This is a genomic window from Flavobacterium sp. W21_SRS_FM6 (assembly GCF_052119645.1).
In the GTDB taxonomy this organism is placed as follows: Bacteria; Pseudomonadota; Gammaproteobacteria; order Enterobacterales; family Alteromonadaceae; genus Paraglaciecola.
Genome location: NZ_JBGQOM010000002.1, coordinates 14,277 through 37,843 on the forward strand (window position 1 = coordinate 14,277; position 23,567 = coordinate 37,843).

The following is a 23,567-nucleotide window of genomic DNA, read 5'->3' on the forward strand; positions in this document are numbered from 1 at the left end:
TAAGGAAATCAATAGATGGACAAAAAAATTGCAATTATCGGCTCTGGTATTTCAGGTTTAACCTGTGCCCACCTATTGCATCACGAACACGAGATCAGCGTATTTGAATCCAATGACTACATTGGTGGCCATACTGCAACCAAAGACGTTGAGATCAATGGCCAGCACTATGCGATTGATACAGGTTTTATTGTATTCAATGATTGGACCTATCCTAATTTCATCAAGCTAATGGATAAGTTAGGGGTAAAATCTCAACCGACAGAGATGAGTTTTAGTGTAAAAAACAGCGCCCAAAACTTGGAATATAACGGCAACACACTCAATAGTTTATTTGCTCAACGTCGAAATGTATTACGACCCAAGTTTTGGCGTATTGTCCGAGACATCCTAAAATTTAACAAATTATGTAAACGTAATGCGGCGCAAGCAACTGACTATGGTGATATGACCCTGTTTGAATTTATTCAGCAGCACAAACTCAGTGAAGACTTTGCCTACAACTATATCTTGCCCATGTGCGCCGCAATTTGGTCTACCAGTCTAGAAGACATCAAAGCCTTTCCTTTTCAGTTTTTCCTCAAATTTTTCAATAACCATGGTTTATTGAATATAACTGATCGGCCACAGTGGTACAGCATTGTAGGCGGTTCAAGAAGCTACATTGCGCCACTGACTCAAGGTTTTGAAGACAAAATTTTCCTCAATAGCGCCGTTACATCTGTCGCCACTAACGATAGCGGCTACACCGTTACTGTGAATCAAGTCGAGCACTATTTTGACGAGGTTATTTTTGCCTGCCACAGCGACCAAGCTCTGCGCTTACTAGCTAAGCCCAGTGAATTACAACAAGACATACTCGGCAGTATCCGATATGCCAAAAACGATGTGGTTTTGCACACCGATACTAGTGTGTTGCCCACACGAAAGTTAGCGTGGGCTAGCTGGAACTATTCACTCACCGGTGACAAAGACGAGCAAAGTGCGCCCGCCGTATTAAGTTACAACATGAACATTTTGCAAAGATTAGAATCAAGCACGACTTTTTGCGTCACCCTGAATAATGCAGCGGCAATCGATCCGAACAAAATATTGGGCCAGTATTCCTATGCTCATCCGCAATTTGATCAAAAAGCTATTTCTGCTCAAGCTAGGCATAAACATATTTCAGGCCAACACGGTTTACATTTTTGTGGGGCGTATTGGTACAATGGATTTCACGAAGATGGGGTTCGTAGTGCCTTAGATGTCTGTGCTGAATTTGGCGTGTCGCTGTAATGCATGATGCAATATACAGCGGTGAAGTCATGCATGCGCGGTTTATTCCTAAACAGCATCGGTTTAGTTATCGGATTAATTTGTTTTGGTTAGATCTCACTAAACTCGAAGAAACCGTGTCGGCACTCAGCTGGTTTTCAACAAAAAAGTTTGCTCCTATCCAATTCAGGCGCAGTGACTTTTTAGGTGACCCAGAACGCTTGCTACAAGACTGTGTGATCGAGAAAATGTCCGAGCTAGCAGGTAAACCGCTCGCAGGAAAGGTATATTTACTCAGCCCAATGCGAACGTTCGGTTTGTATTTCAGTCCAGTTAATTTCTACTACTTACAAGACCAAAGTGGTTATTACAGTCATCTTCTGGCAGAAGTTAGCAATACGCCATGGAACGAAAGACATTGTTATTTAGTTGATTTATCAGAGCAAAAAGACAGTCAAAAAGTTTTTCATGTATCGCCCTTCAACCCTATTGATATGCAATACAAATGGAAAATTGAGCAACCTGCTGAAAATCTAAAATTAAGCCTTGCTTGTCATCGAAAAACGAAACACTTTGTGGCCAATATTAATTTATCCCGTAAAGAATTGAACTCTCACAACCTTAAACGCGTAGTAATCAATATTCCCTTTATGACGTTAAAAACAGTAGTAGGAATTTACTGGCAAGCGCTCAAGCTTTTTATTAAGGGCATGCCTATTTATTCTCATCCAGCACAAGGTAAACAGTAGTTATGGTAAATGGAGAACAAACCCTCAACGCACCAAGAACCCAGACTTGGTCAGATAAGGTGTGCCGAAGCATTATGCTCAAAATCTTTGCAAGTTTGCCACAAGGGCAACTGGTGATTAAAGAAAAAGGCGTACTTATCGACAGCTTTGGTGAGCGTAACAGTGATTTGCACGCCGAAATTGATATTAACGACTTATCGACCTATAAAAGATTGCTTTTTGGCGGCAGTGTCGCTTCAGGAGAAACGTATACTGAAGGATTATGGACAACGCCAAATCTTACCAATGTTATTCGTATATTTGCCCGCAACCTTGACATGCTTGATGCGTGGGAAGCCAAAATGGAATGGTTGGCGTTACCGCTGCGAAAAATAAAACATATTGCAAATAAGAACAGCCACAGCGGCGCCAAGAAAAATATTGCGGCCCATTACGACTTAGGGAATAAACTCTACACTCGATTTTTAGACAATAGCATGATGTATTCATCTGCTATTTACCCTCAAGCAGATGCCTCGTTAGAACAAGCGCAGCATAATAAATTAAAGGTCATTTGCGATAAGTTACAGCTAACTGAAAATGACCATCTACTCGAGATTGGCACTGGGTGGGGTGGCCTTGCAGTATTTGCAGCTAAGCACTACGGCTGCAACGTGACAACAACAACGATTTCAGAAGAACAGCATGCTTATGCAAACGAATGGATTATAAAAGAAGGTCTGCAGGACAAAGTTACCTTATTAAAGCAAGATTATCGATTGTTAGAAGGTCAATACGACAAACTGGTTTCTATTGAAATGATTGAAGCGGTAGGCAAAGAGTTTTTACCCACCTTCTTCAAAAAGTGCTCAAGTTTATTAAAGAAACAAGGGGTCATGTTATTACAGGCAATCACCATTAATGACCAGCGCCTTGAAAGCTACAGCAAAAATGTCGACTTCATCCAAAAGCACATTTTTCCAGGTGGTTATCTACCCTCTCAATTATTAATTAACCAACATTTAAAGCGATATACAGATTTGATGATCCGCGATTTGCACGACATCGGTTTGGATTACGCCAAAACCTTGCAAGACTGGCATCATCGTTTATTGGAAAATAAAGACGTCTTAGCCAATGATGGGTACGACGAGCGCTTCATGAAGATGTGGCGCTACTATTTCAGTTATTGTGAAGGTGGTTTTTTAGAGCGGACCATCAGTACGGTACAATTGGTGGTCAGTAAACCAGCATTTAGTGCCCCATTAGCCAGATAATGAAGCCGATTATGCCCAGGACCAACATAGCGCGCTCCACCTTAACATCTGTGTTTATAGCGGTGTTCCTGCTGTGTAGTAGCATCAGTTTCGCCAACCCCATTGCTGATTTTAAAATGGTGGGCAAAGCAAAACTCGAAGTGCTTTTTTGGGATGTGTACCGCTCAGAGTTGTATACGCCCAGCGGCACCTTCGAGGCTAAAATTTTCCCTCAGGCTTTGAAAATCCATTACCTTCGGAACATCAAGTCTAAAGATTTAATCGAACGCACCGACGAAGAGTGGCAAAAGCTCGGCATCAGCGCAACGCAAACCGCCCCTTGGCTTGAGCAACTCACTGCTATTTGGCCAGATATCAAAAAGGGAGATGAGTTGTTGTTATTGGTCGACCAACAGCATCGCAGCCGCTTTTATTTTAATAACGACATCATAGGTGAAATTGAAGATACGGACTTTGGTTTCAATTTCCTACGTATTTGGCTGGACGAGAAATCCAGCTATCCCGACTTACAAAGGCAACTCATAGGAGAAAATAAATGAACATGAAGTTTGGTCTTGCTAGTGCCAGCTTATTGGTGTTAACGAGTTGCAGCAGCTCACTTGAAGACTACAACAATACTGGCCCCGCTTTTGAACTAAGCAGGTATTTTGATGGCAACGTTACTGCGTGGGGTATTGTTGAAGATTATTCAAAAAAATTGAGCCGCCGGTTTTGTGTCGATATCGTTGGCACATGGGAAGGCAACAAAGGCCAGTTACACGAGACCTTCTACTACAACGATGGCGAACAACAAATTCGAGTGTGGGAACTCAGCCAAGCTGAGGATGGCAAGGTTACAGGGACTGCGGGTGACGTGGTAGGTCAAGCCTCAGGCAGTGAGACTGGCACGGCGTTTAATTGGAAATACACCTTACGGGTGCCTGTAGATGGGACTGAGTACGATCTTGCAGTAGACGACTGGATGTACAAATTAGATGACAATCGAGTAATGAACCGCTCCTACATGAGTAAATTTGGGGTCACTGTGGCTGAAATATCCATATTTTTTGACAAGACGGCGCCGATAAGGGGCTGTAAATCAGTCAATTAAACAGGGACCATACGGTCCCTTTTTTATTGTTAGCGGTCTAAGGCAACACGGATATAGGCTCTGATATCTTTGGTTTCCCTTGATTGATCGAAATCTCCACCCTTCTATTTCGACTTCGTGCTTGCTGATCTTCTGCCTCAACTAAGGGCGCAGTATCTGCTTTACCCACAACAGACATGCGACTCTCGTCGAAGTTAGGAGCTCGGCGCAACTCTTCAGCAACTGCAACTGCGCGCTGGGAAGATAAATCCCAATTAGAGCGATAAAGTTCATTGGAGATTTGTTGACTATCACTGTGGCCAGAAATTTCAACGTCACCGGGCATGTCGGCTAAAATGGTGCCGACTTTGCGTAAAATTGGCCTAAATTGCGGCTGTAAAAACGCTGAGCCAGCCGAAAACGAGCCATTTTCTCGAATACGGATCGTGATTTGTTGACCGAGAGCTTCAACTTCGATCGCCCCGTCCATGATTTCCTTTTCCAACTGCATGCTTACTTTTTTCAAGCGCTCATTAATCTGATCTTGGCTGCTATCTTGGCTTTGGGCACTTTGCGGACTCGCAGCGGCGCTCTCTTCTGACGCCGTTTGCTGAGCTGCGCCGCCTCGTTGCTCGCCACGCTGCTTTTGCCTGCCCCCGGCGGAGTCTTCATTACCTGCTTGAAACTCTAGCATTTGCTGGGTCATTTCAATCGTTTGCTGCTGAATAGTATCAATTGGGGTGGGCTCTGGCCGCCCTGGACGAAATTCCATGGCGATAACGCTGGTTCCTTTAGGAATGTCTTTTACTTCAATTTTGTTTTGCACCCCAAAGGCGAATTTCATGGAGCCGGCAATTTGCTTAAATTTCAGTACGTCCATTTCAGAAAACGACAACAGCAGTACAAAGAAACACATTAACAGCGACATTAAGTCAGCAAAGGTCCCCATCCATGCAGGAAGCCCTTCAGGGGGGCATTTAGGGCATTCTTCTTCGTCTGACATAGCTTACTCTGCGTCCGCGGCTTTACCGCGTTTGCTAGCCGCCAAATAGCTTTTCAAAATACCTTCGATGACACGAGGGTTTTGCCCATCTGCAATACCAATAATACCGTCTAGCACTAAGCTTTGATTTAATTTTTCTTCATCAGCGCGGTTACCCAATTTAACGGAAATAGGCAAGCAAATTAAGTTTGCCAGCATTGCACCATATAGCGTGGTCAGCAATGCGACTGCCATCGCAGGACCAATTGATTTTGGGTCATCCATGTTAGACAACATGGCCACTAAACCTACTAAAGTGCCTATCATGCCCATTGCAGGGGCAACATCACCTAAACCTTTAAAGATAGTTTTACCAAATTCATGACGCTCAGAGGTCATGCTGATGTCTTTGGATAAGGTGGCTCTTACCACATCTACATCATGACCATCCACCAGCATATCAACGCCTTTTTGCATAAAAGGATTTGCAATTTCTGCTTCTTCTAAGGCCAAAAATCCCCCTTTACGAGCGGCATCGGCCATTTCAACAATTTTTTCTATTTGTGATTCAGGCGTATCAATTTTAAACATAAAGGCTTTACCCGCAATTTTGCCCGCACCAAAAAACTGGCCGAGCGTATACTGAGATAAAACCACAAACAGACTGCCACAAAATACAATAAGTATCGAAGGCACGTTAATAAACATGGCAATGTCACCACCTTGGACCATTGCCATGACAACAAAGCCTATCGAGCCTAGCATGCCGATTAGAGTTGCTAAATCCACTATCTACTCCCAATCTTTAACTGATATACCTAAATTCATAACGCCAACTACAGGCAGTGTGCCGCATTAAAAGCCTAATTTGCAATGACTTGTTGAAACATTAGTCACATTTTAATCTGATAAAATTACCGACATATTTCAATATTTTATCGACTCAAGTTGAATATTCTATAGCTGCAATTTCAGCAATCTGTCAAAGTTACTTTAAATCGCAGAATTTAATGATTTTTACCGAAGGTAAAAGTGTTTGACGGTTTTTTTACGCTCAGGTATGGTGCGCTCAACTTGGCATTAAGGCCAACTAAATTGAAGACATTATGAGCACCCGCAAAAAAACTGAAATTTTAAGCTTTGAACAATCTATGCAAGAACTTGAATCCATTGTGAGCAAAATGGAACAAGGTGATTTGCCTCTTGAAGATGCGCTACAAAACTTTGAGCGTGGCATTCAACTTGCCAGAATGAGTCAGCAAAAATTAAAAGATGCTGAACAAAAAGTGCAAATCTTAATGAGCCAAAATAATCAAGACACCTTAGTTGATTTTTCAAACCGCCAAACAGAAAACGAATGATCTTAACTGACTACCAGCACTATGTGCGTGAAACAGTTGATCAATATTTAGTCGATAAGATTGACGCCTTACCCGAGCACGCTAAACATTTAAAAGACGCCATGGCTTACACCCTACTGATAGGTGGTAAGCGTATGCGGCCCTTTTTGGTTTTTGCTACGGGTGAAATGTTAGGTATTGCCAAACAAGACTTAATTGGGCCTGCCGCAGCGATAGAAGCGATTCATGCCTACTCTTTAGTGCATGATGATCTGCCGGCGATGGACGACGATGAGCTGCGCCGTGGACACCCAACTTGTCATATTAAATTTGACGAAGCGACGGCGATTTTAGCCGGTGATGCATTGCAAACCCTCGCTTTTGAAATTTTATGTGAGTGTGAGTTGAGTTCTCACCTTGGAAATAAACGTATTGATTTAGTTAAGATATTAAGCCAATCGGCGGGTTATTTAGGAATGTGTGGTGGTCAGGCTATGGATTTAGCGGCAACTAACAAACAAATCAAACAAGCTGAACTTGAAGATCTGCACAGCAAAAAGACCGGCGCATTGATCAACGCTTGTGTAGCTATGGCGATAAGCTTAGCAGACAGTATAGCGCTCAAAGATAGCCAAACCTTGACCCAATACGCAGCAATTATCGGTTTAGCGTTCCAAGTGCAAGATGACATACTCGATGTAGTAAGTGATTCAGAAACCCTTGGTAAACCACAAGGTTCTGACCTAGCGTTAAATAAGAGTACTTATCCCGCACTGCTTGGATTGCAGCATGCTCAGGACTATCTGCATGAATTACATCAACAAGCACTTCAAGCTTTGCGCGCTTTGCCCTACAATACCCACATATTAGAATCGTTTACTGATTTCATCATTCAGCGTAAGTATTGATAAAAATCAAAACCTGCACCCAACTGCATGAAAAATAATAACCAGATAGTTGACTAGCCATACATGACTCTAGATCTTGCAAATTACCCTATTTTGGCACTAGCCAACACGCCCGATGAGCTGCGCGCTTTACCACAAGAAAAATTGCAACAACTTTCTGCAGAGCTTCGCCAATACTTACTAACCAGTGTGAGTCAAAGTAGCGGACATTTTGCATCCGGTTTAGGCACGGTAGAGCTGACAGTTGCTCTGCACTATGTCTATAACACTCCATTCGACCGTGTATTATGGGATGTGGGTCATCAAGCTTATCCACACAAAATTCTGACTGGACGTCGCGATCGCATGCCAACTATCAGGCAAAAGGGTGGATTACATCCCTTTCCTTGGCCACCAGAAAGTGAATACGATACCTTTGCGGTAGGACACTCTTCTACCTCAATCAGTGCCGCTCTTGGTATGGCTGTAGCCGCTGAAAAAGAAAACAAAGGCCGTAAGATCGTTGCCGTTATCGGCGATGGTGCGATGACAGCGGGCATGGCTTTTGAAGCACTAAACCATGGTGGAGATATCGATAAAGACCTAGTTGTGGTTTTAAATGACAACGAGATGTCTATATCTGAAAACGTTGGCGCATTGAATAGTCATTTAGCTCGGTTGTTGACCGGTAGCTTGTTTAACTCTATTCGTGATGGCAGTAAAAAGCTGCTCAGTAGCGTACCACCCATCAAAGAATTTGCAAGTCGAGCTGAAGAGCATATCAAAGGCATGGTAGTCCCTGGCACTATTTTTGAAGAACTCGGTTTTAACTACATCGGGCCCATTGATGGCCACGATGTAAAAGGCGTAGTTGATACCCTACGTAATATGCGTTCAATTAAAGGCCCGCAAATACTGCATGTGGTGACCAAAAAAGGTAAAGGCTTCGAATTAGCTGAACGCGACCCGATTAAATTTCATGCTGTTCCTAAGTTTAATCCTAATGCCTCAGGCCTACCCAAAGCCGCGCCAAGTGATCCAACTTTTTCGGCTATTTTTGGCGATTGGTTGTGTGACATGGCAGCGCAAGACCCTAAGTTAATGGCAGTAACTCCCGCTATGCGTGAAGGTTCTGGTATGGTGAAGTTTTCACAAAAATACCCAGAGCAATATTTTGACGTTGCTATTGCCGAGCAGCACGCAGTAACGTTCGCAGCAGGCTTGGCTAAAGAAGGTCTACATGCAGTGGTCGCTATTTACTCTACGTTTTTACAGCGCGCATACGACCAGTTGATCCACGATGTGGCTTTACAAAATTTACCGGTTTTGTTTGCGATCGACCGTGCTGGTTTAGTAGGTGCTGACGGCCCCACTCACCAAGGTGCGTTTGATATTCCCTTTTTACGCTGTATTCCTAATATGGTCATCATGGTGCCAGCGGATGAAAATGAATGCCGTCAAATGTTATATACCGGGCATAAACTCGACAAACCCGCATCGGTGCGTTATCCACGAGGTTCGGCAAGCGGCCAAGTTCCAGAGTCAAGTATGAGCGAGATGGCGATAGGTAAAAGCCGCACCATTAAAAAAGGGCACAACATTGCTATCTTAAACTTTGGTGTTTTATTGCCGTTTGCTGAAGAAGCGGCAGCCAGTATCAACGCAACCGTGATCGATATGCGATTTGTTAAACCTCTCGATACTGCCATTATTGAAGAATTAGCAGCAGATCATAATTTGTTTGTTACCCTCGAAGATGGTGCGATTATGGGCGGCGCAGGTGGCGCCGTAGCGGAATACTTAATATCTACAAAACATCAATGTAAGGTTTTGCAAGTCGGCTTGCCCGATGAATTTATTATGCAAGGGACTCAGCAAGAAATGTACGCAGAACTTGGCATGGATAGCGCAGGAATATTGGCCAAAATAGCAGCGTTTCAAACTAGTTGAGGCTTGAGCAACAAGACGCGCAATGAATAAGTCTTTTTATTTAGGATTGATGAGTTGTTACTTAAATTACGCTTGTTTATTGTTTGATGAACAAGCGTGACGCCAAGCAACCAGTGCAACTCTCGGTAACCGTTTCAACCATGTCATTACCTAGTGAATCCAATGCAGGTCTTACTTCACCGTTATCAATGTATCGCGCTCAACTTGGCCGCAATCTACTAGTTGATGTGGCGCAGCAAGAAGCCATAGCGGCACTAGATAAACTCTTTCATCAGCTTACCTCAACGTCACCAAGTAATAAGCCCGTAAAAGGATTGTATCTATGGGGTGATGTGGGCCGCGGTAAGACTTTTTTGATGGACTTATTTTATCAATGCTTACCTGAAGGCAGAAAAACGCGGCTACATTTTCACCGATTCATGGCGCGGATACATCAAGAACTTAGGTATTACCAAGGCCAACAAGCGCCCCTTACTATTATTGCGAATAAACTCGCCAGTGAAACCGCTATTTTCTGTTTTGATGAATTGTTTGTCGCCGATATTGCCGACGCCATGATTTTAGCAGGGCTTTTTGAGTGTTTGTTTAAAAACGGCGTGATTTTAGTGGCTACCTCAAACATTCCAATTGAGCGTTTATATGAAAATGGCTTAGCCAGACATAAGTTTGTGCCTTGTATTGCCTTACTGCAAGCCCACACTCAAATGTTGCATTTAAACGGCGAACAAGACCATCGCTTACATAACATTGATGCTGTGCTTAGCCCTAGTGCCTTAAAACAAAAATCACTTAACATAGGTTTGAACACAGAGCTTGATTTTAAGACGATTTTTAATACCCTAATTAGCCGTGAAAAGAAAAAACCTAAAATACACTATCAGACAATCACTATTTGTAACCGAGCTATTCCTCTGGTGCAGGCAGCTCAGTTGAACGCTAATCAGGCAATTGCCTGGTTTGATTTTTATGCGCTATGCGAAGGTCCGCGCTCTCAACTTGACTACATGGAAATTGCCAATCGATTTACTACTGTCATGATAAGTGACGTACCCTGCCTAGGAGGTAAGGTACGTGATTGGATAAAAACTCGTGGAACTGAAGATGGTATAGGCAAGGATCAAGCAAGTAGCACGGGTGAGCGCATCATCTCGTACGCAAAAACAGATGACGCAGCACGACGTTTTATCTGTTTGATCGATGAGTTGTATGATCAAAAAGTTAATTTGTACCTCAGCACGGCTGTTGAATTACACGAACTCTATCAGGGTGGAGCCCTTAGTTTTGAATTTCGCCGCACTTACAGCAGATTGATAGAGATAGCAAAAAATACTATCAACGAATAGAAGAACTCACCGCCCTACAGACCTATTCTGGCTCTGTAGTTAATAGTGATGAGACGAGCTTAGACTTTAAAAGTCGATAGCTCTAACTTAATGTCCGCACTAAGTGTTCCTAATTTATCACTCAATTCATTCACTTTTACCGCACTTTCGGCGACCTCTAAGGTGATTTTGTTGAAATCTTCAATGTTGTCACTTACCGATATGGCCATTGCTTTTTCTTCAGTAGTTTCAATCGCAATTCGACTGTTGATGCGCCCTACTTCCGCCACATTTTCCCTAATATGACCGAGAGCTTCCATAGTGCCGTTGGCATCGGATATTGATTTTTCTACGTTGGATTTTGTGGTTAACATCAGTGTATTGGCTTGTTCAGAGGAAGTTTGCAAGTCGCCAATGATATTTTCAATTTCAATTGTGGACTCTTGAGTACGTTGAGCAAGGGCTCTTACTTCGTCAGCAACCACTGCGAATCCTCTACCTTGTTCACCTGCTCTGGCAGCTTCAATGGCAGCGTTTAAGGCCAATAAGTTTGTTTGCTCTGCAATACTTTTGATCACGTCGAGAACGGTATTAATCAGTTCACTTTTATGTTTTAGTTCTACAAGTTTATCAGAGGTCTGTTCTATCGCATTACCTAATAAATTTATTTCACTGGCAGAGCGTTGGACCACCTCATTGCTAGATACGGCCAATTGATTACAGTCATCGGTTTTTCTGTTTGCTTCACTGACTATAGTGGATACTTGTTCTGAGACTGTTTTCATATGATTGATGGAGATGGAAATCGACTGTATTTTTGCTAACTGCTCTTGTGAAACATGATGATTAGTATTTGCATGACTTTTGATGAGCAAGGCACAATTTGCCAATTCTTCTGCTGACCCCACAATCTGATTAACCATTTTTTGCAGATTTTGCACAAATTCATTAAAACTCGAAGATAGCTGCCCCACTTCGTCGGCAGATTTTACATGTAAACGACGTGTTAAATCTCCTCCTCCTTTTGCGATATCAGCAATGGCGTTAGCAACTAGTTCAATGGGCTCTATCACATATTTTGACAGAACGAAGGCGTTCGCCACTAACATGGCAAATAAAATGGCGCTCGCGGTTAAAACAAACAACCAAGTTATCGAAGTTAGTACACCATCATTACTGTCTAACTTAAAAACCACGTCTATGTACCCCACCTTGTTACCGTCTTCCCAAACGAGTTCAATAGTCTCTGTTGACACATGTTTGGACATACTCCCGGTACTTTTAGCTTCAGAAATTACTTTGCCGCGATGATCAAAGACTTCAATGCTTTGAATGATGGGATAGTCGACAAAAGAAGAAATAATATTGTTTATCAATGTGCTGTCGTAAGAGTAAATTGGCTCTATTAGCACTACCTGCAGGGATGATTTAGCATCATTAATACTCTTTTCTAAGGTATCTTGAAGGTAGTTTTTAGCCAACAAATAGCTTGTAACAAAACTCAATGTCATGACCAAAAAAGAAATGAGAGCCAAAATTGTGATTGATTTTTGTTTTATCGATTTCATTATTTGCACCGTTTATCATTAGGGTCTGATTATACTTGGTAATAATGTGTTAGAGCTTAGAAACGTCCAACCAAAATTCGCTTCTGTTTGTTGGTGTATCTTTGTGCATATATGGATTGTCAATTCTAATAATGTTTCTTTTCGCTAAATCCGCTTTACTCAAAGCTTCTTTAATCATCGAATTTGCAAAAAACAAGGCATCGAAACTGCCATCGCTAATAGAAATTTCAAAACCTCGATATAGTTTGTCATGTAAGATCTGATTAGACGGATTAACAAAAAAGTACATAGCATAGGGATAAATGAGCAACACATGTTCATCAACTATCAAGTCCAGCTCGGGTCGACTTTCAACTTCTACCCAAGGTTCATGCACTGCCCTTGGAAAGTAGTCAAAACGTCCTCCTTCTAACATTGGAAATAAATTGGGGTACTTAATCGTCGTAGTGGTTGGAATATTGGCATTTTTTAACACCGCTGTATCCCCCCAAAACGTCCCTTGACCAGCTTTGAAATCGAATAAGTCCTTGAGCTCTGTAACGTTTTTAAAACGCTCTTTATCGGCTTTGCGGATAATAAAAATTCGATGGCCTAATAACCCTTTTAAGATTGGAATACGCACCGTCAGCAGCTGCTTTTCTAATGCTTGTGACGTCCCAGCCCATATAATATCGACTTGGCCGTCAATTACTGCATCAGTTAGTCTAGCTTCTGACATAGACTCAGTATCAGGTACTAAGCGAGCCGCTGGATCGACTTTGCTGAGTATGAGTTGAAGAATATCTGCGGCAAATGCTTCTTTAGCTCCCTCAATTTTTCGAATTTTATAATCACCAGCAAGGGTACTAAAAGTAAAAAAAGCCATCATTAAAAAGAGCGTTGTCTGCCATAGTCTTTTTCGATTCATTACGGTCTCTTTTGCGTAACGCATTCATATACAAGAGTATATGAGTTAAGGGCACGCCGTGATGTTTGTCAAAAATCATCAATAAAAAATCAAACTAAATGTGAAGACTTGCAAGTCATAAGCTTGTTTAATGCGATTCTTCTTTATTATCATAATTGTGGTGCATAACCGTTAATATTGGTGCAAAGGAATTCAACTAGTAAGTGAAACGGCGGCATAAGCCTACGAAAATAGGCCTTTTTAAATGTTAAACAGTGGTGTTCTTCTTGCTTAAGCTCCCCTCCTTTTCTAACTCTTTCTTGGTATCTCAATGTTTCCCATTCGCTTTATTTTTTGTAAAAGTATTATTGCGGGCTTTATTCTACTATTGGTTTTTCCTGCCTCTGCTGTGAAGGTTATTTACGATACTGATATGGGTATTGATGATTGGTCAGCTATGCTAGTGGTGGCAAATCACCCTGACATTGAATTACTCGGCATCACCTCTAACGGTGCAGGAGAGGGGCACTGTGAAGCCAATATGCGCAATATCCCTGACTTATTAGCCTTATCAATGTCGCCAGATGTGCCTTTTGCTTGCGGTTATCATTATCCTCTTGATGGCTACTTTGCATTTCCTGAACCGTGGCGTAAACAAGCTGATACCCTTTCAGGTGTTGCCGTTCCGCCTTCAGCACGACAACCATCGAAAGTAAACGCGGTTGAATTACTTCATCAACTGCTATCTCAACAAGATGAAAAAGTAGTGCTACTAACAGCAGGAAGCTTAACCAATATCGCCTTATGGCTCCAAAAATATCCGCAAGATAAACCTCTGGTATCGCGTTTAGTGATGATGGGTGGAGGCTTTGATGCCCCTGGTAATATTATCGTTCCTGGTTTTACGACAGATCATCCAAACAAAAAAGCAGAGTGGAATATTTATGTCGATGCCATTGCGGCAGACCGCGTATTTCAATCTGGCTTAGCTATTGAGGTAGTGGGACTGGATTTAACTAACCAAGTTAAAGTCACAGCGCAATACGCTCAACGATTTAAAGCACAAGTAAAAGCAGAGGCCGCTCGGTTTTGGGATCAAGTACTCGATGACAACGATTGGTTTATCGAGTCTGGTGAATACTATTTTTGGGATGTATTAGCCGCACTCGTGGTTGCTGACCCACACTTGTGTCAGGGTGATATGCAACCGGTATGGGTAGAGTACCAACACGTTGAAAAAGGTGACAAATGGACAGATAAAAACATGCCACCAATGACAGAATCAGGCCAACCTCGACGCCATTACGATCCAGCTACTTTTGGTATTACCCATATCGGAGGTGACAATCCGCCAGTTAAAATATGCCGGCATACCGAGCCCCAAGTGGCGTTTGATCGATTAATTGAGATATTAAACATAGAGGTTGAAGCGAGATAATTAACCTCTCGCTTTTCACCATTCAGAACGTGTCGATCTGTCGCCCTTAATGTAAAAACCGCATAAAAAAGCCTGACATATCTGCCAGGCTGTTTCTCATCAATCCTGCAAATTAGCGGGGTTTATTCAACAAAACCTTCATTCGCTTTTACCGTCAATGGGTGATAACCGTCTTTGGCTTCGGTAAATGCTTTTTGCGCCATCTTCTTACCTTCAGCAGTGTGAGATAAAGCTTTATATAAAGGCTTAACCAGCTTATTACGACCAATTGAGACCAAATATTCATGCAGACGCGTAAACGCTGGCTCATACCAATTATTTACGCTTATCAGTAACCAACTGTGGGCTATTTCGTTGTTATGGCTTTGAGTTAAATCAAAGGCATCATCGAGCTCAGCGAGTTGCTTTTGGCTCAGTTTTTCAGGCATATTATTTAAAAAATACAGCCATTGATGGGTTACCCACTCTTTGACTTTAATGTCTTTGGCTTCAATCGCGCCAGCTAACCAATCAGCACGTGCTTGATCAACCACCGTAAACGCATCTGATTGCGGTACTGGTGCGTTTTCTGGTACGCCAGGCGAATGTATCCACTCGTTAATACGCCCCATCGATAATACGTCGCTATGTTCTTTAACGAGTGTATCTTGCAAGTATGCGACAAATTCATCGGTAGTAATACTTTGAAAATTGAAATGTTTAAAGTACGCCAATAGGAACTTATCAAACTCGGCTCTACCCACTTTTTGTTCAAGCTCTCGTAAAAAAAGTGCGCCTTTTTCGTAGGGGATATTACTGAATACATCATCCGGATCCCGCCCGCGTAAATCGATAGCCAACACTTGATCATTTTTTGCTAAGTTATCGATATCTGTTTGTAACTCTTGACGTCCTAAAACTGCTTCCATCGCGTAGCGTTTTTCACCATACACCATTTCCATGATGCGATAAGTTAGGTAAGTGGTAAATCCTTCGTTTAGCCATAGATCGCGCCACGTAGCATTAGTGACGGTATTGCCTGACCATGAATGCGCAAGTTCGTGCGCAATTAACGAAACTAAACTTTTATCTCCAGCGATAACCGTAGGAGTAATAAATGACAATCGTGGATTTTCCATGCCGCCAAAGGGAAACGACGGCGGCAAAATCAGCAAGTCATATCGATCCCAGCTGTAGGGCCCGAATGTTTTTTCGGTGGCAATTAACATGGACTCCGTATCAGCAAATTCAGCCGCCGCGGCATCGAGTATCGACGCTTCTGAATATACCCCAGTGCGCTCCCCCATCGCTTTAAAGTGTAAGTCGCCTACCGCCAGTGCAATTAAATAAGACGGAATTGGCTGCGGCATAGAAAACTCGTATACGCCATCTCGCGGGGTATTAGGATCGTTGGCCGCACTCATCACAGCCAATAAAGCTTCAGGCGTGCGAATAGTGGCTTGATATGTCACCCTAACTTGCGGCGAGTCTTGTAAAGGGATAAAACTGCGCGCATGGATAGCCTGAGACTGAGTAAACAAAAACGGGTGCTGTTTACCCGCAGTTTGCGCAGGAGTGAGCCATTGCACCCCTGAGGCTTGTGGAGAGGTGTGATATTGAACAACAATTGAATCACCTACCTGTGGTAAGTCAATGGTCAAGGCAGCACCTAAAAATGAATCTTGAGAAGCCAGAACAAACGGAATAGTTTTGCCATTAGCACTGACATTGGTAATTGTTAGGTCACGAGTATCTAAGACTAATTTATCCGCGCTCGGTAACACCCTTTTGTAATCAAGCTGCACTGAGCCGCTTAACATCTTTTGTTCAAAATCTACAGTTAAATCCAGCACTAGATTGGTCACTTTCACTTCATCTGGGTTAGAAAAGGAATGGTAATCTTTCCCCACCTGAATCTCAGTGCTCACCGCCTCGCTAGCGGTTACGACTGCCGTTTGCTCTGTTTTACCGTTCGGTGAGCATCCCATAAGCAAAGAGCAGCAAACAACGGCGCTCATTATCAATTTAGTTGTCATTATTATTCCTGATAAAAATACTGAGCCATAAATTCTGTCACATTCGTACAAACATCTAAACAAGCAAATGAATACCAATTGTAAATATCAGTCAAGGCTTGATTTTTTAGTGATAAACCTCATAAAAAACGCGAGGCTAGTACACGAGTGCGAAGCCCCGAAAAACTAGAGAGATAAACTGTATGTCACATCACGAAGAGAGCGATGATATCGACTTTTTTGCACAGTTCAGTGACGTTGTGCCACTAAAGCAGAATACGATTGAATTTGTGCCACCCACAAAAGACAGTATCGCCAAACAAGCCAGGCGGCAAAATATTGAACTCAGTATGCAACTGGCCAATAACCACTTGAGCCTAGAATGTTTCCGGCCACTTGATCCTTATGATCATTTGACATTTAAAAAATCTGGCGTGCAAGACGGGGTATTCAAAAACCTCAGAATGGGCAAGTATAAAATTGAGGGTGTGGTTAATTTACAAAATCAAAAATTTGAACAAGCTAGAAATGTTGTGTTTACACGGATCAACGAGGCTTATAAAAACGGCAGTAGAACCTTGCTGATAAAACATGGTATTGGGCTGCACAGCAAACCTGTACCCGCGATGTTAAAAAGTTATGTTAATCAGTGGCTGCAAGAAATGCCACAGGTAATTGCTTTTCATACAGCAATGGCCCATCACGGCGGCAGCGGTGCAAGTTATGTTTTATTAAAGAAAAATGATGAACAAAAAGCAGAAAATCGAGAGTTTCATCGAAAACGTTAATCATCTTTGTAAAGCGTGACTGAACCAATAAAGCAAGTAATCTTACTTCGCTCTCGTCTTACCCTACAGGCAATAACTTACTTACTTTGTTGTTGCGCTTGTGTAGCAGTAGCCGTCGTCGTTTGGTCAGATTTTGCTGAGGCACTAAAAATAGCGGCGATAATAAGTATGACAACGGTGGCAAACACACCGGTTAACCCAAAGCCTTTGTTCGAACGATTCATTTCCGTCTCTTATTTTTATTAAATTGTGTATAGGTAGTAGGTCAGACACCCACTTAGGCAAAAAATTCCATTTACTTTTTCTTAACAAACAGAGAAGCGACACCTTGTCAATAGAGTAATAGATGTTAATGAGTATTTTACTGATTTACAAGGGGTTTAATTTAATCAAGTAAAAAATAATTAACGTTATATGACCGTAATTTTAGTTGAGAAATATATCTACCCATTTAAATAAATTCCAATCATTTAAATGGGTAGGGAGTGATGTTGAATACTTAACTACGCTACGTAAACCCGTGCATTTCTGAACATACGCATCCACGCGCCGTCTTCTTGCCATTCTTGTGGATGCCAAGAGTTAGCCACGGTCCTGAACACTCTCTCTGGGTGAGGCATCATAATGGTCGCTCGACCATCACTGCTGGTTAAACCGGCAATCCCAAGAGGTGAACCATTAGGATTGGCTGGATAGTGTTGTGTCACTTTTCCGTAGTTATTTACATACTGTAAAGCAATCGCTTGATTATTTTGTGCCGCGAATAAATCAGCATCTGACTTAAACTCAGCGCGGCCTTCACCATGCGACACCGCAATTGGCATTCGAGAACCTTGCATTCCATCAAAGAAAATAGAATTGTTTTGCTGTATTTCTACCATCGCAACTCTAGCTTCGAAACGCTCTGATTGATTAGTGACAAAATGTGGCCACAGCTCAGCACCTGGGATCAACGATTTCAAATTAGACATCATCTGACAGCCGTTACACACGCCAAGAGAGAAAGAATCAGGGCGAGCAAAGAAATCTGCAAACTGTTCACGTACTTGCTGATTAAACAAAATCGATTTTGCCCAGCCCTCTCCTGCGCCTAATACGTCGCCGTAAGAAAACCCGCCACAAGCCACTAAGCCTTGGAAGTTTGCAAGGGATTGTTTATTGGCTAATAAATCACTCATGTGCACGTCAATGGCATTAAATCCTGCGCGGTCAAAAGCAGCAGCCATTTCTACATGTGAGTTGACTCCCTGTTCACGTAATATCGCGATTTTAGGTGCAACACCTTTGGCAATATACGGGGCTGCAACATCCTGATTCACATCAAAACTTAACTTGGCGTGCAAACCTGGATCCTGAGCATCTGCCTTAGCTTGATGCTCTTGTTGAGCACACTCAGGGTTGTCACGTAATTGCTGCATGTGCAGCGTAGTTTGCGCCCAAATTTGGCGATAATGGATACGGCTATTTTGTAAAATAATTTGCGCGTGATGGCGCACAACTATTTGATCAGTCGAGTTTAAACGAGCCACCGGATGAACGACAGATTCAAGACCATGTTCAGCTAATACACTCATTACACGGGCTTTATCAGCAGCACTGACTTGAATAACCGCGCCTAACTCTTCATTGAACAAACTGGCGATTGGCTCGCCTGTTAGCTGACTAATGTCGATATCAAGACCCGTTTTCCCAGCAAAGGCCATTTCAAGTAAGGTTGTAAATAAACCTCCGTCTGAACGATCGTGATAAGCCAGTAATTTTTTCTCGTGTACCAGTTGCTGAATGGCTAAAAAGAACCCTTTGAGCAATGGCGCTGAATCAACATCAGGCGCAACATCACCAAGCTGTTGATAAACCTGAGCTAAACAAGAAGCCCCTAAACGGTTTTGCCCCTGGCCTAAGTCTATGACCAGTAGCTCAGAATCACTGAGGTCGGTATTCAATTGTGGGGTTAGGGTTTTACGCACGTCCTGCACTGCACCAAAGGCAGTAATCACCAAAGATAGAGGAGAGGTGACGGATTTACCTTCACCATTTTCTTGCCAGGTAGTTTTCATCGACATGGAATCTTTACCTACTGGGATAGTCAAATCCAGCGCAGGACATAACTCTTCACCTATCGCTTTCACCGCAGCATACAAACCAGCGTCTTCGCCGGGGTGTCCAGCTGCAGCCATCCAGTTGGCTGACAAATTAATACGTTTAAAATCGCCAATATCCGCCGCTGCTATATTGGTCAAGGCTTCACCTACTGCCATACGAGCAGAGGCCGCGGGGTTTAACAGTGCAATAGGCGTGCGTTCTCCCATCGACATCGCTTCGCCTTGATAGGTATCAAAGGCACTCGCAGTAACGCCAACATCCGCCACAGGTACTTGCCAAGGCCCTACCATTTGATCACGGCAAACCATGCCTGTTACCGAGCGATCGCCGATAGTTATTAAGAAGGTCTTTTCAGCTACCGTAGGCAAACGTAAAATACGTTCAGCCGCCTCGGCGAGGACAATCGATTGAGTATCTAAGGCTTTATTATCGACTTGAGCGCTTTGGGCTTCACGGTGCATTTTGGGCGTTTTACCCAATAGTACGTCAAGGGGTAGATCGATGGGTTTATTGCCAAAGTGCGGATCAGCAACGGTTAAATGGGCTTGTTCGGTGGCTTCACCCACAACCGCAAATGGGGCTCGTTCACGTAAACAAATTTGTTCAAATACTTCAAGATTTTCAGGAGCAACTGACAACACATAACGCTCTTGTGACTCATTACACCATAACTCCATGGGTGTCATACCCGCTTCATCATTGGGTACTTTTCGTAGGTCAAATACGCCGCCACGTCCGCCATCGTTGATGAGTTCAGGAAAGGCATTCGATAGACCGCCCGCTCCTACATCGTGGATAAACTGAATGGGGTTGTTTTCTCCAAGCTGCCAACATTTATCAATCACTTCCTGACAACGACGTTCCATCTCTGGGTTACCTCGTTGGACAGACGCAAAATCAAGATCTTCAGTCGACTGCCCTGAGGCCATTGAAGAAGCAGCACCACCACCTAAACCGATATTCATGGCAGGCCCGCCTAGAGCGATTAATTTAGCCCCTACAGTGATTTCACCTTTTTGTGTATGTTGTTTGCGAATATTCCCCAACCCACCAGCAAGCATGATCGGTTTGTGATAGCCACGGACCTCTTCACCATTGAAACTCATGACTTTTTGTTCATAAGTTCTGAAATACCCTAAAATACTGGGGCGTCCAAATTCATTGTTAAATGCAGCGCCACCAAGAGGGCCATCCATCATAATGTCAAAGGCACTAACAATACGTTCTGGCTTACCGTAATGCTGCTCCCAAGGCTGAGCAAATCCGGGGATATTAAGATTTGATACGGAAAATCCAACTAAACCAGCTTTAGGTTTAGAACCGCGACCGGTAGCACCTTCATCTCGAATTTCGCCACCAGAGCCCGTAGCAGCACCTGAAAAAGGAGAAATTGCAGTGGGGTGGTTGTGAGTCTCCACCTTCATGAGAATATCAATATCTTCATGATGGTAACGATATTCATTCGAGCTCGCTTCAGGAAAAAATCGCCCTGCAAAACTCCCTTCCATAACCGCAGCATTGTCTTTATAAGCAGAATGAACATTGGCACCACATTGCTCATAGGTATTTTTAATCATCTTAAACAAAGATTTAGGCTGTACTTCACCATCAATGGTCCAATCAGCATTAAATATTTTATGGCGGCAATGTTCAGAGTTGGCTTGGGCAAACATGTATAATTCGATGTCGTTTGGATTACGACCTAATGCAACAAAATTCTCAACCAAATAGTCAATCTCATCCTCGGCTAGCGCTAAACCTAAACTCATATTGGCATCAATCAAAGCCTGTTTACCGCCAGCAAGAATATCCACCGAAGACAAGGTTTGTGGCGCTTCTTGCTTAAACAAAATCGCTGCATCGGAGATGTCACTAAAAACAGATTCGGTCATACGATCATGTACTAATGCCTTTAGTTCTGACGCCTGTTGCGCTGTCAATTCATGTGTTTGAACATAGTAAGCAATACCGCGTTCAATTCGATTAACGGAATGCAAACCACAGTTATGGGCAATATCAGTGGCCTTTGAGGCCCAGGGTGAAATAGTTCCAGGACGTGGTGTCACTAAAAATAATTGCCCTGAGGGCTCATGTGCTTGCTGCTTAGGCCCGTAAGTAAGAAGCTGCTCAAGAATGCTTTGCTGCTGACTTGTTAACGCCAATGCGCCTGATTCTAGGTGCACAAAATGAACAAACTCAGCGTAAAGCTCCTTAATAGGTAGGCTGCAAGAGGCAAATTGGCCTAAGAGTTTATCAATACGAAAATCAGACAGGGCAGGTGTTCCACGAAGCACTAACATAAGGTCATTACCATTTAGCGAGATTGAAAACCGCAAGGTTTACTCAATCAGGTGAGAAGGAATTTTTAAGGCGCGGATTATAGGGTAATTCGATGCAATTGATAAGCGCTTGATGACTATAAAATAGTCTTTTCTGAATTCGACTAGGAGAAAAACTAAAGCTGGCTGAAAAGTGATATTTTGGTCACAATAAACCCATCGAGATGTTTAATCGGAGAAATTGTCATTCTAGTCAGGTTTTATAAGCTTGTCGTTCTGCTTGTGTTAATAAGCGGATGCAATGACCAAAGGCAATCAAGCAGTCTCAATGAAGTATTAGATTCTGGCGTGTTAAAAGTCGGTACTTCATATGGCTTAACCACTTATTATAATGGTGCGACGGGGCCAGTTGGATTTGAGTACGAACTTGCCGAAGGCTTTGCCGAATACTTAGGGGTAAAACTAGAAGTATTTCCCTATTACACCCTCAATGAATTATTCCCTCAGCTACAAAATCAGCACCTCGATCTAATTGCCGCCGGTATTAGCGTTAGCCCTTTGAGAAGCAAAAAATTTAAATTTGGACCTGCATACCAGCGCGTTAGCGAAAAACTTGTTTTCAAACAAGGAAAGGTTTGGCCTCGTGATATCAGCAGCTTAAATGGCAATCTTGTAGTGACTACAGGCAGCAGTCATAGCGAATCGTTAAACAATTATCAAGCCCAAAATGAGCAACTCTCGTGGCAAGAAACCGATGAGAAAGACGTTGAAGAATTATTGGAATTGGTTCTCAGTGAAGAGCTTGATTACACCATTGTCGACTCCAATATATTAGCGTTAATGCGACGCCGATACCCAGAATTAGCAATCGGCTTTTCTGTTAGCCCAGAGCAAGATATCGCATGGGCAGTGAACAAAGAACAAGACGATTCTTTACTGGCAGCCGTTATTGAATATTTCGGCCTAATACAGAGTAATGGTGTACTGGCCGCCTTAGAAGACAAGTATTTTGGGCATTTACGCCAATTTAATTACGTCGATACCGTTGAATTCATAAAAGCCGCAAATCATGTTTTGCCCGAGTACAAAGCATGGTTTCAAACCTATGCAGGCGATCTCGACTGGCGCCTCCTAGCGGCCATGAGTTATCAAGAAAGTCACTGGGATCCTGACGCCGTATCAGTCACCGGTGTGCGCGGCATGATGATGCTAACCTTAGATACGGCGAAATATCTGGGTATCGAATCTAGATTAGATCCTGAGCAAAGTATAAAAGGTGGTGGCGCCTATTTGTCAGATCTATTGAGACGCATTCCTGATCGGATTGAATTCCCCGATAGGCTATGGTTTGCAATTGCGGCTTACAATGTTGGTTTAGGTCACTTAGAAGATGCCAGAGTATTGGCTGAACGCCAAGGAGCAAATCCTGATATGTGGGTGGATGTTAAAATTCGTCTTTTACAGTTGAGACAAAAAAAATATTATAAAACAACAAAGTACGGATACGCACGTGGCAATGAAGCAGTCATTTATGTCGATAACATTCGCCGCTATTACGACACACTTGTGTGGTTGGATGAACAACAACCTGAAACTCCCCCTCGAGCTATTCAGCTTGAAGAAGCATCCCAAGCCCCCTTATCTGAATCGATTGAATAAACAAGGAGCTAATCAATCTTGACTCTGGATAAGCTGAGAA

Annotated in this window: 19 protein-coding genes; 12 read left to right on the forward strand and 7 right to left on the reverse strand. The window is 42.9% G+C overall.

The features are described 5' to 3' along the window. The first annotated feature begins 15 nt into the window (after positions 1-15). The 5 genes from ACEN2L_RS03325 (at position 16) to ACEN2L_RS03345 (ending at position 4,352) form a co-directional block, all read left to right on the forward strand. Positions 16-1,278: an NAD(P)/FAD-dependent oxidoreductase gene (locus ACEN2L_RS03325; protein ID WP_441741694.1), complete on the forward strand. Its 1,263-nt coding sequence runs from the start codon at positions 16-18 to the stop codon at positions 1,276-1,278. Continuing rightward, positions 1,278-2,006 carry a DUF1365 domain-containing protein gene (locus ACEN2L_RS03330; protein ID WP_441741695.1) on the forward strand — a complete coding sequence of 243 codons (729 nt, stop codon included), beginning with the start codon at positions 1,278-1,280 and terminating at the stop codon, positions 2,004-2,006. Before ACEN2L_RS03325 ends, ACEN2L_RS03330 begins: the two co-directional genes overlap by 1 nt. A 74-nt stretch (positions 2,007-2,080) precedes the next feature. Next, on the forward strand, positions 2,081-3,262 hold the full coding sequence (locus tag ACEN2L_RS03335) for a class I SAM-dependent methyltransferase (protein WP_441741696.1): 1,182 nt from the start codon (positions 2,081-2,083) through the stop codon (positions 3,260-3,262). Further along, positions 3,262-3,801, forward strand: a complete 540-nt coding sequence (locus tag ACEN2L_RS03340) for a chalcone isomerase family protein (RefSeq protein WP_441741697.1) — start codon at positions 3,262-3,264, stop codon at positions 3,799-3,801. The genes ACEN2L_RS03335 and ACEN2L_RS03340 overlap by 1 nt, the downstream gene beginning before the upstream one ends. Further along, positions 3,798-4,352, forward strand: coding sequence for a DUF3833 domain-containing protein (locus ACEN2L_RS03345; protein WP_441741698.1), 555 nt, complete (start codon positions 3,798-3,800; stop codon positions 4,350-4,352). Before ACEN2L_RS03340 ends, ACEN2L_RS03345 begins: the two co-directional genes overlap by 4 nt. A gap of 37 nt (positions 4,353-4,389) precedes the next feature. Here ACEN2L_RS03345 and ACEN2L_RS03350 read toward each other — a convergent pair whose 3' ends face one another. Beyond that, complete coding sequence (locus ACEN2L_RS03350; RefSeq protein ID WP_441741699.1) at positions 4,390-5,334, reverse strand: flagellar motor protein MotB; 945 nt, start codon at positions 5,332-5,334, stop codon at positions 4,390-4,392. Between the two features lie 3 nt (positions 5,335-5,337). Next, positions 5,338-6,102 (reverse strand): flagellar motor protein PomA, encoded by a 765-nt coding sequence (gene pomA / locus ACEN2L_RS03355; protein WP_306023610.1) that lies wholly within the window; start codon positions 6,100-6,102, stop codon positions 5,338-5,340. A 317-nt stretch (positions 6,103-6,419) separates the two neighbouring features. Between pomA and xseB the strand changes: the two genes are divergently transcribed. From xseB to zapE, 4 genes are all read left to right on the forward strand, one after another. Next, the gene (xseB, locus tag ACEN2L_RS03360) at positions 6,420-6,674 is read left to right on the forward strand and encodes an exodeoxyribonuclease VII small subunit (RefSeq protein ID WP_306023611.1); all 255 of its coding nucleotides are present in this window, start codon (positions 6,420-6,422) and stop codon (positions 6,672-6,674) included. Beyond that, the gene (gene ispA, locus ACEN2L_RS03365) at positions 6,671-7,561 is read left to right on the forward strand and encodes a (2E,6E)-farnesyl diphosphate synthase (protein WP_441741700.1); all 891 of its coding nucleotides are present in this window, start codon (positions 6,671-6,673) and stop codon (positions 7,559-7,561) included. The genes xseB and ispA overlap by 4 nt, the downstream gene beginning before the upstream one ends. Before the next feature lie 63 nt (positions 7,562-7,624). Next, positions 7,625-9,490: a 1-deoxy-D-xylulose-5-phosphate synthase gene (gene dxs / locus ACEN2L_RS03370; RefSeq protein ID WP_306023613.1), complete on the forward strand. Its 1,866-nt coding sequence runs from the start codon at positions 7,625-7,627 to the stop codon at positions 9,488-9,490. A gap of 86 nt (positions 9,491-9,576) precedes the next feature. Beyond that, complete coding sequence (gene zapE, locus ACEN2L_RS03375; RefSeq protein WP_441741701.1) at positions 9,577-10,833, forward strand: cell division protein ZapE; 1,257 nt, start codon at positions 9,577-9,579, stop codon at positions 10,831-10,833. 59 nt (positions 10,834-10,892) lie between these two features. On the opposite strand, the gene ACEN2L_RS03380 is transcribed toward zapE, so the two are convergent. Both ACEN2L_RS03380 and ACEN2L_RS03385 read right to left on the reverse strand, forming a co-directional pair. Beyond that, entirely contained in the window at positions 10,893-12,380 is a 1,488-nt protein-coding gene (locus ACEN2L_RS03380; protein WP_441741702.1) for a methyl-accepting chemotaxis protein, read from the reverse strand. Between the two features lie 49 nt (positions 12,381-12,429). Further along, on the reverse strand, positions 12,430-13,287 hold the full coding sequence (locus ACEN2L_RS03385; protein WP_441741703.1) for a hypothetical protein: 858 nt from the start codon (positions 13,285-13,287) through the stop codon (positions 12,430-12,432). Positions 13,288-13,597: 310 nt separating this feature from the next. Here ACEN2L_RS03385 and ACEN2L_RS03390 point away from each other — a divergent pair, with 310 nt between their 5' ends. Next, entirely contained in the window at positions 13,598-14,704 is a 1,107-nt protein-coding gene (locus tag ACEN2L_RS03390; RefSeq protein ID WP_441741704.1) for a nucleoside hydrolase, read from the forward strand. 122 nt (positions 14,705-14,826) lie between these two features. Here the strand turns inward: ACEN2L_RS03390 and ACEN2L_RS03395 are convergent, their stop codons facing one another. After that, positions 14,827-16,719, reverse strand: coding sequence for a leukotriene A4 hydrolase C-terminal domain-containing protein (locus tag ACEN2L_RS03395; RefSeq protein WP_441741705.1), 1,893 nt, complete (start codon positions 16,717-16,719; stop codon positions 14,827-14,829). 182 nt (positions 16,720-16,901) lie between these two features. Between ACEN2L_RS03395 and smrA the strand changes: the two genes are divergently transcribed. Beyond that, positions 16,902-17,486, forward strand: a complete 585-nt coding sequence (smrA, locus tag ACEN2L_RS03400; protein ID WP_441741707.1) for a DNA endonuclease SmrA — start codon at positions 16,902-16,904, stop codon at positions 17,484-17,486. A 77-nt stretch (positions 17,487-17,563) separates the two neighbouring features. Here the strand turns inward: smrA and ACEN2L_RS03405 are convergent, their stop codons facing one another. Both ACEN2L_RS03405 and purL read right to left on the reverse strand, forming a co-directional pair. Next, positions 17,564-17,710, reverse strand: coding sequence for a hypothetical protein (locus ACEN2L_RS03405; RefSeq protein WP_306023619.1), 147 nt, complete (start codon positions 17,708-17,710; stop codon positions 17,564-17,566). Between the two features lie 279 nt (positions 17,711-17,989). Then, entirely contained in the window at positions 17,990-21,889 is a 3,900-nt protein-coding gene (gene purL, locus ACEN2L_RS03410) for a phosphoribosylformylglycinamidine synthase (RefSeq protein WP_441741709.1), read from the reverse strand. A gap of 180 nt (positions 21,890-22,069) precedes the next feature. Here purL and mltF point away from each other — a divergent pair, with 180 nt between their 5' ends. Next, positions 22,070-23,527 carry a membrane-bound lytic murein transglycosylase MltF gene (mltF, locus tag ACEN2L_RS03415; RefSeq protein ID WP_441741710.1) on the forward strand — a complete coding sequence of 486 codons (1,458 nt, stop codon included), beginning with the start codon at positions 22,070-22,072 and terminating at the stop codon, positions 23,525-23,527. The last annotated feature ends 40 nt before the right edge of the window (positions 23,528-23,567 follow it).

What these genes read in the sequence shown, in the direction of transcription:
- ACEN2L_RS03325 (WP_441741694.1), top strand. Translation starts at nt 16, where the DNA reads ATGGACAAAAAAATTGCAATTATCGGCTCTGGTATTTCAGGTTTAACC.
- ACEN2L_RS03330 (WP_441741695.1), top strand. Translation starts at nt 1,278, where the DNA reads ATGCATGATGCAATATACAGCGGTGAAGTCATGCATGCGCGGTTTATT.
- ACEN2L_RS03335 (WP_441741696.1), top strand. Translation starts at nt 2,081, where the DNA reads ATGCTCAAAATCTTTGCAAGTTTGCCACAAGGGCAACTGGTGATTAAA.
- ACEN2L_RS03340 (WP_441741697.1), top strand. Translation starts at nt 3,262, where the DNA reads ATGAAGCCGATTATGCCCAGGACCAACATAGCGCGCTCCACCTTAACA.
- ACEN2L_RS03345 (WP_441741698.1), top strand. Translation starts at nt 3,798, where the DNA reads ATGAACATGAAGTTTGGTCTTGCTAGTGCCAGCTTATTGGTGTTAACG.
- ACEN2L_RS03350 (WP_441741699.1), bottom strand. Translation starts at nt 5,334, where the DNA reads ATGTCAGACGAAGAAGAATGCCCTAAATGCCCCCCTGAAGGGCTTCCT.
- xseB (WP_306023611.1), top strand. Translation starts at nt 6,420, where the DNA reads ATGAGCACCCGCAAAAAAACTGAAATTTTAAGCTTTGAACAATCTATG.
- ispA (WP_441741700.1), top strand. Translation starts at nt 6,671, where the DNA reads ATGATCTTAACTGACTACCAGCACTATGTGCGTGAAACAGTTGATCAA.
- dxs (WP_306023613.1), top strand. Translation starts at nt 7,625, where the DNA reads ATGACTCTAGATCTTGCAAATTACCCTATTTTGGCACTAGCCAACACG.
- zapE (WP_441741701.1), top strand. Translation starts at nt 9,577, where the DNA reads ATGAACAAGCGTGACGCCAAGCAACCAGTGCAACTCTCGGTAACCGTT.
- ACEN2L_RS03380 (WP_441741702.1), bottom strand. Translation starts at nt 12,380, where the DNA reads ATGAAATCGATAAAACAAAAATCAATCACAATTTTGGCTCTCATTTCT.
- ACEN2L_RS03385 (WP_441741703.1), bottom strand. Translation starts at nt 13,287, where the DNA reads ATGAATCGAAAAAGACTATGGCAGACAACGCTCTTTTTAATGATGGCT.
- ACEN2L_RS03390 (WP_441741704.1), top strand. Translation starts at nt 13,598, where the DNA reads ATGTTTCCCATTCGCTTTATTTTTTGTAAAAGTATTATTGCGGGCTTT.
- ACEN2L_RS03395 (WP_441741705.1), bottom strand. Translation starts at nt 16,719, where the DNA reads ATGACAACTAAATTGATAATGAGCGCCGTTGTTTGCTGCTCTTTGCTT.
- smrA (WP_441741707.1), top strand. Translation starts at nt 16,902, where the DNA reads ATGTCACATCACGAAGAGAGCGATGATATCGACTTTTTTGCACAGTTC.
- ACEN2L_RS03405 (WP_306023619.1), bottom strand. Translation starts at nt 17,710, where the DNA reads ATGAATCGTTCGAACAAAGGCTTTGGGTTAACCGGTGTGTTTGCCACC.
- purL (WP_441741709.1), bottom strand. Translation starts at nt 21,889, where the DNA reads ATGTTAGTGCTTCGTGGAACACCTGCCCTGTCTGATTTTCGTATTGAT.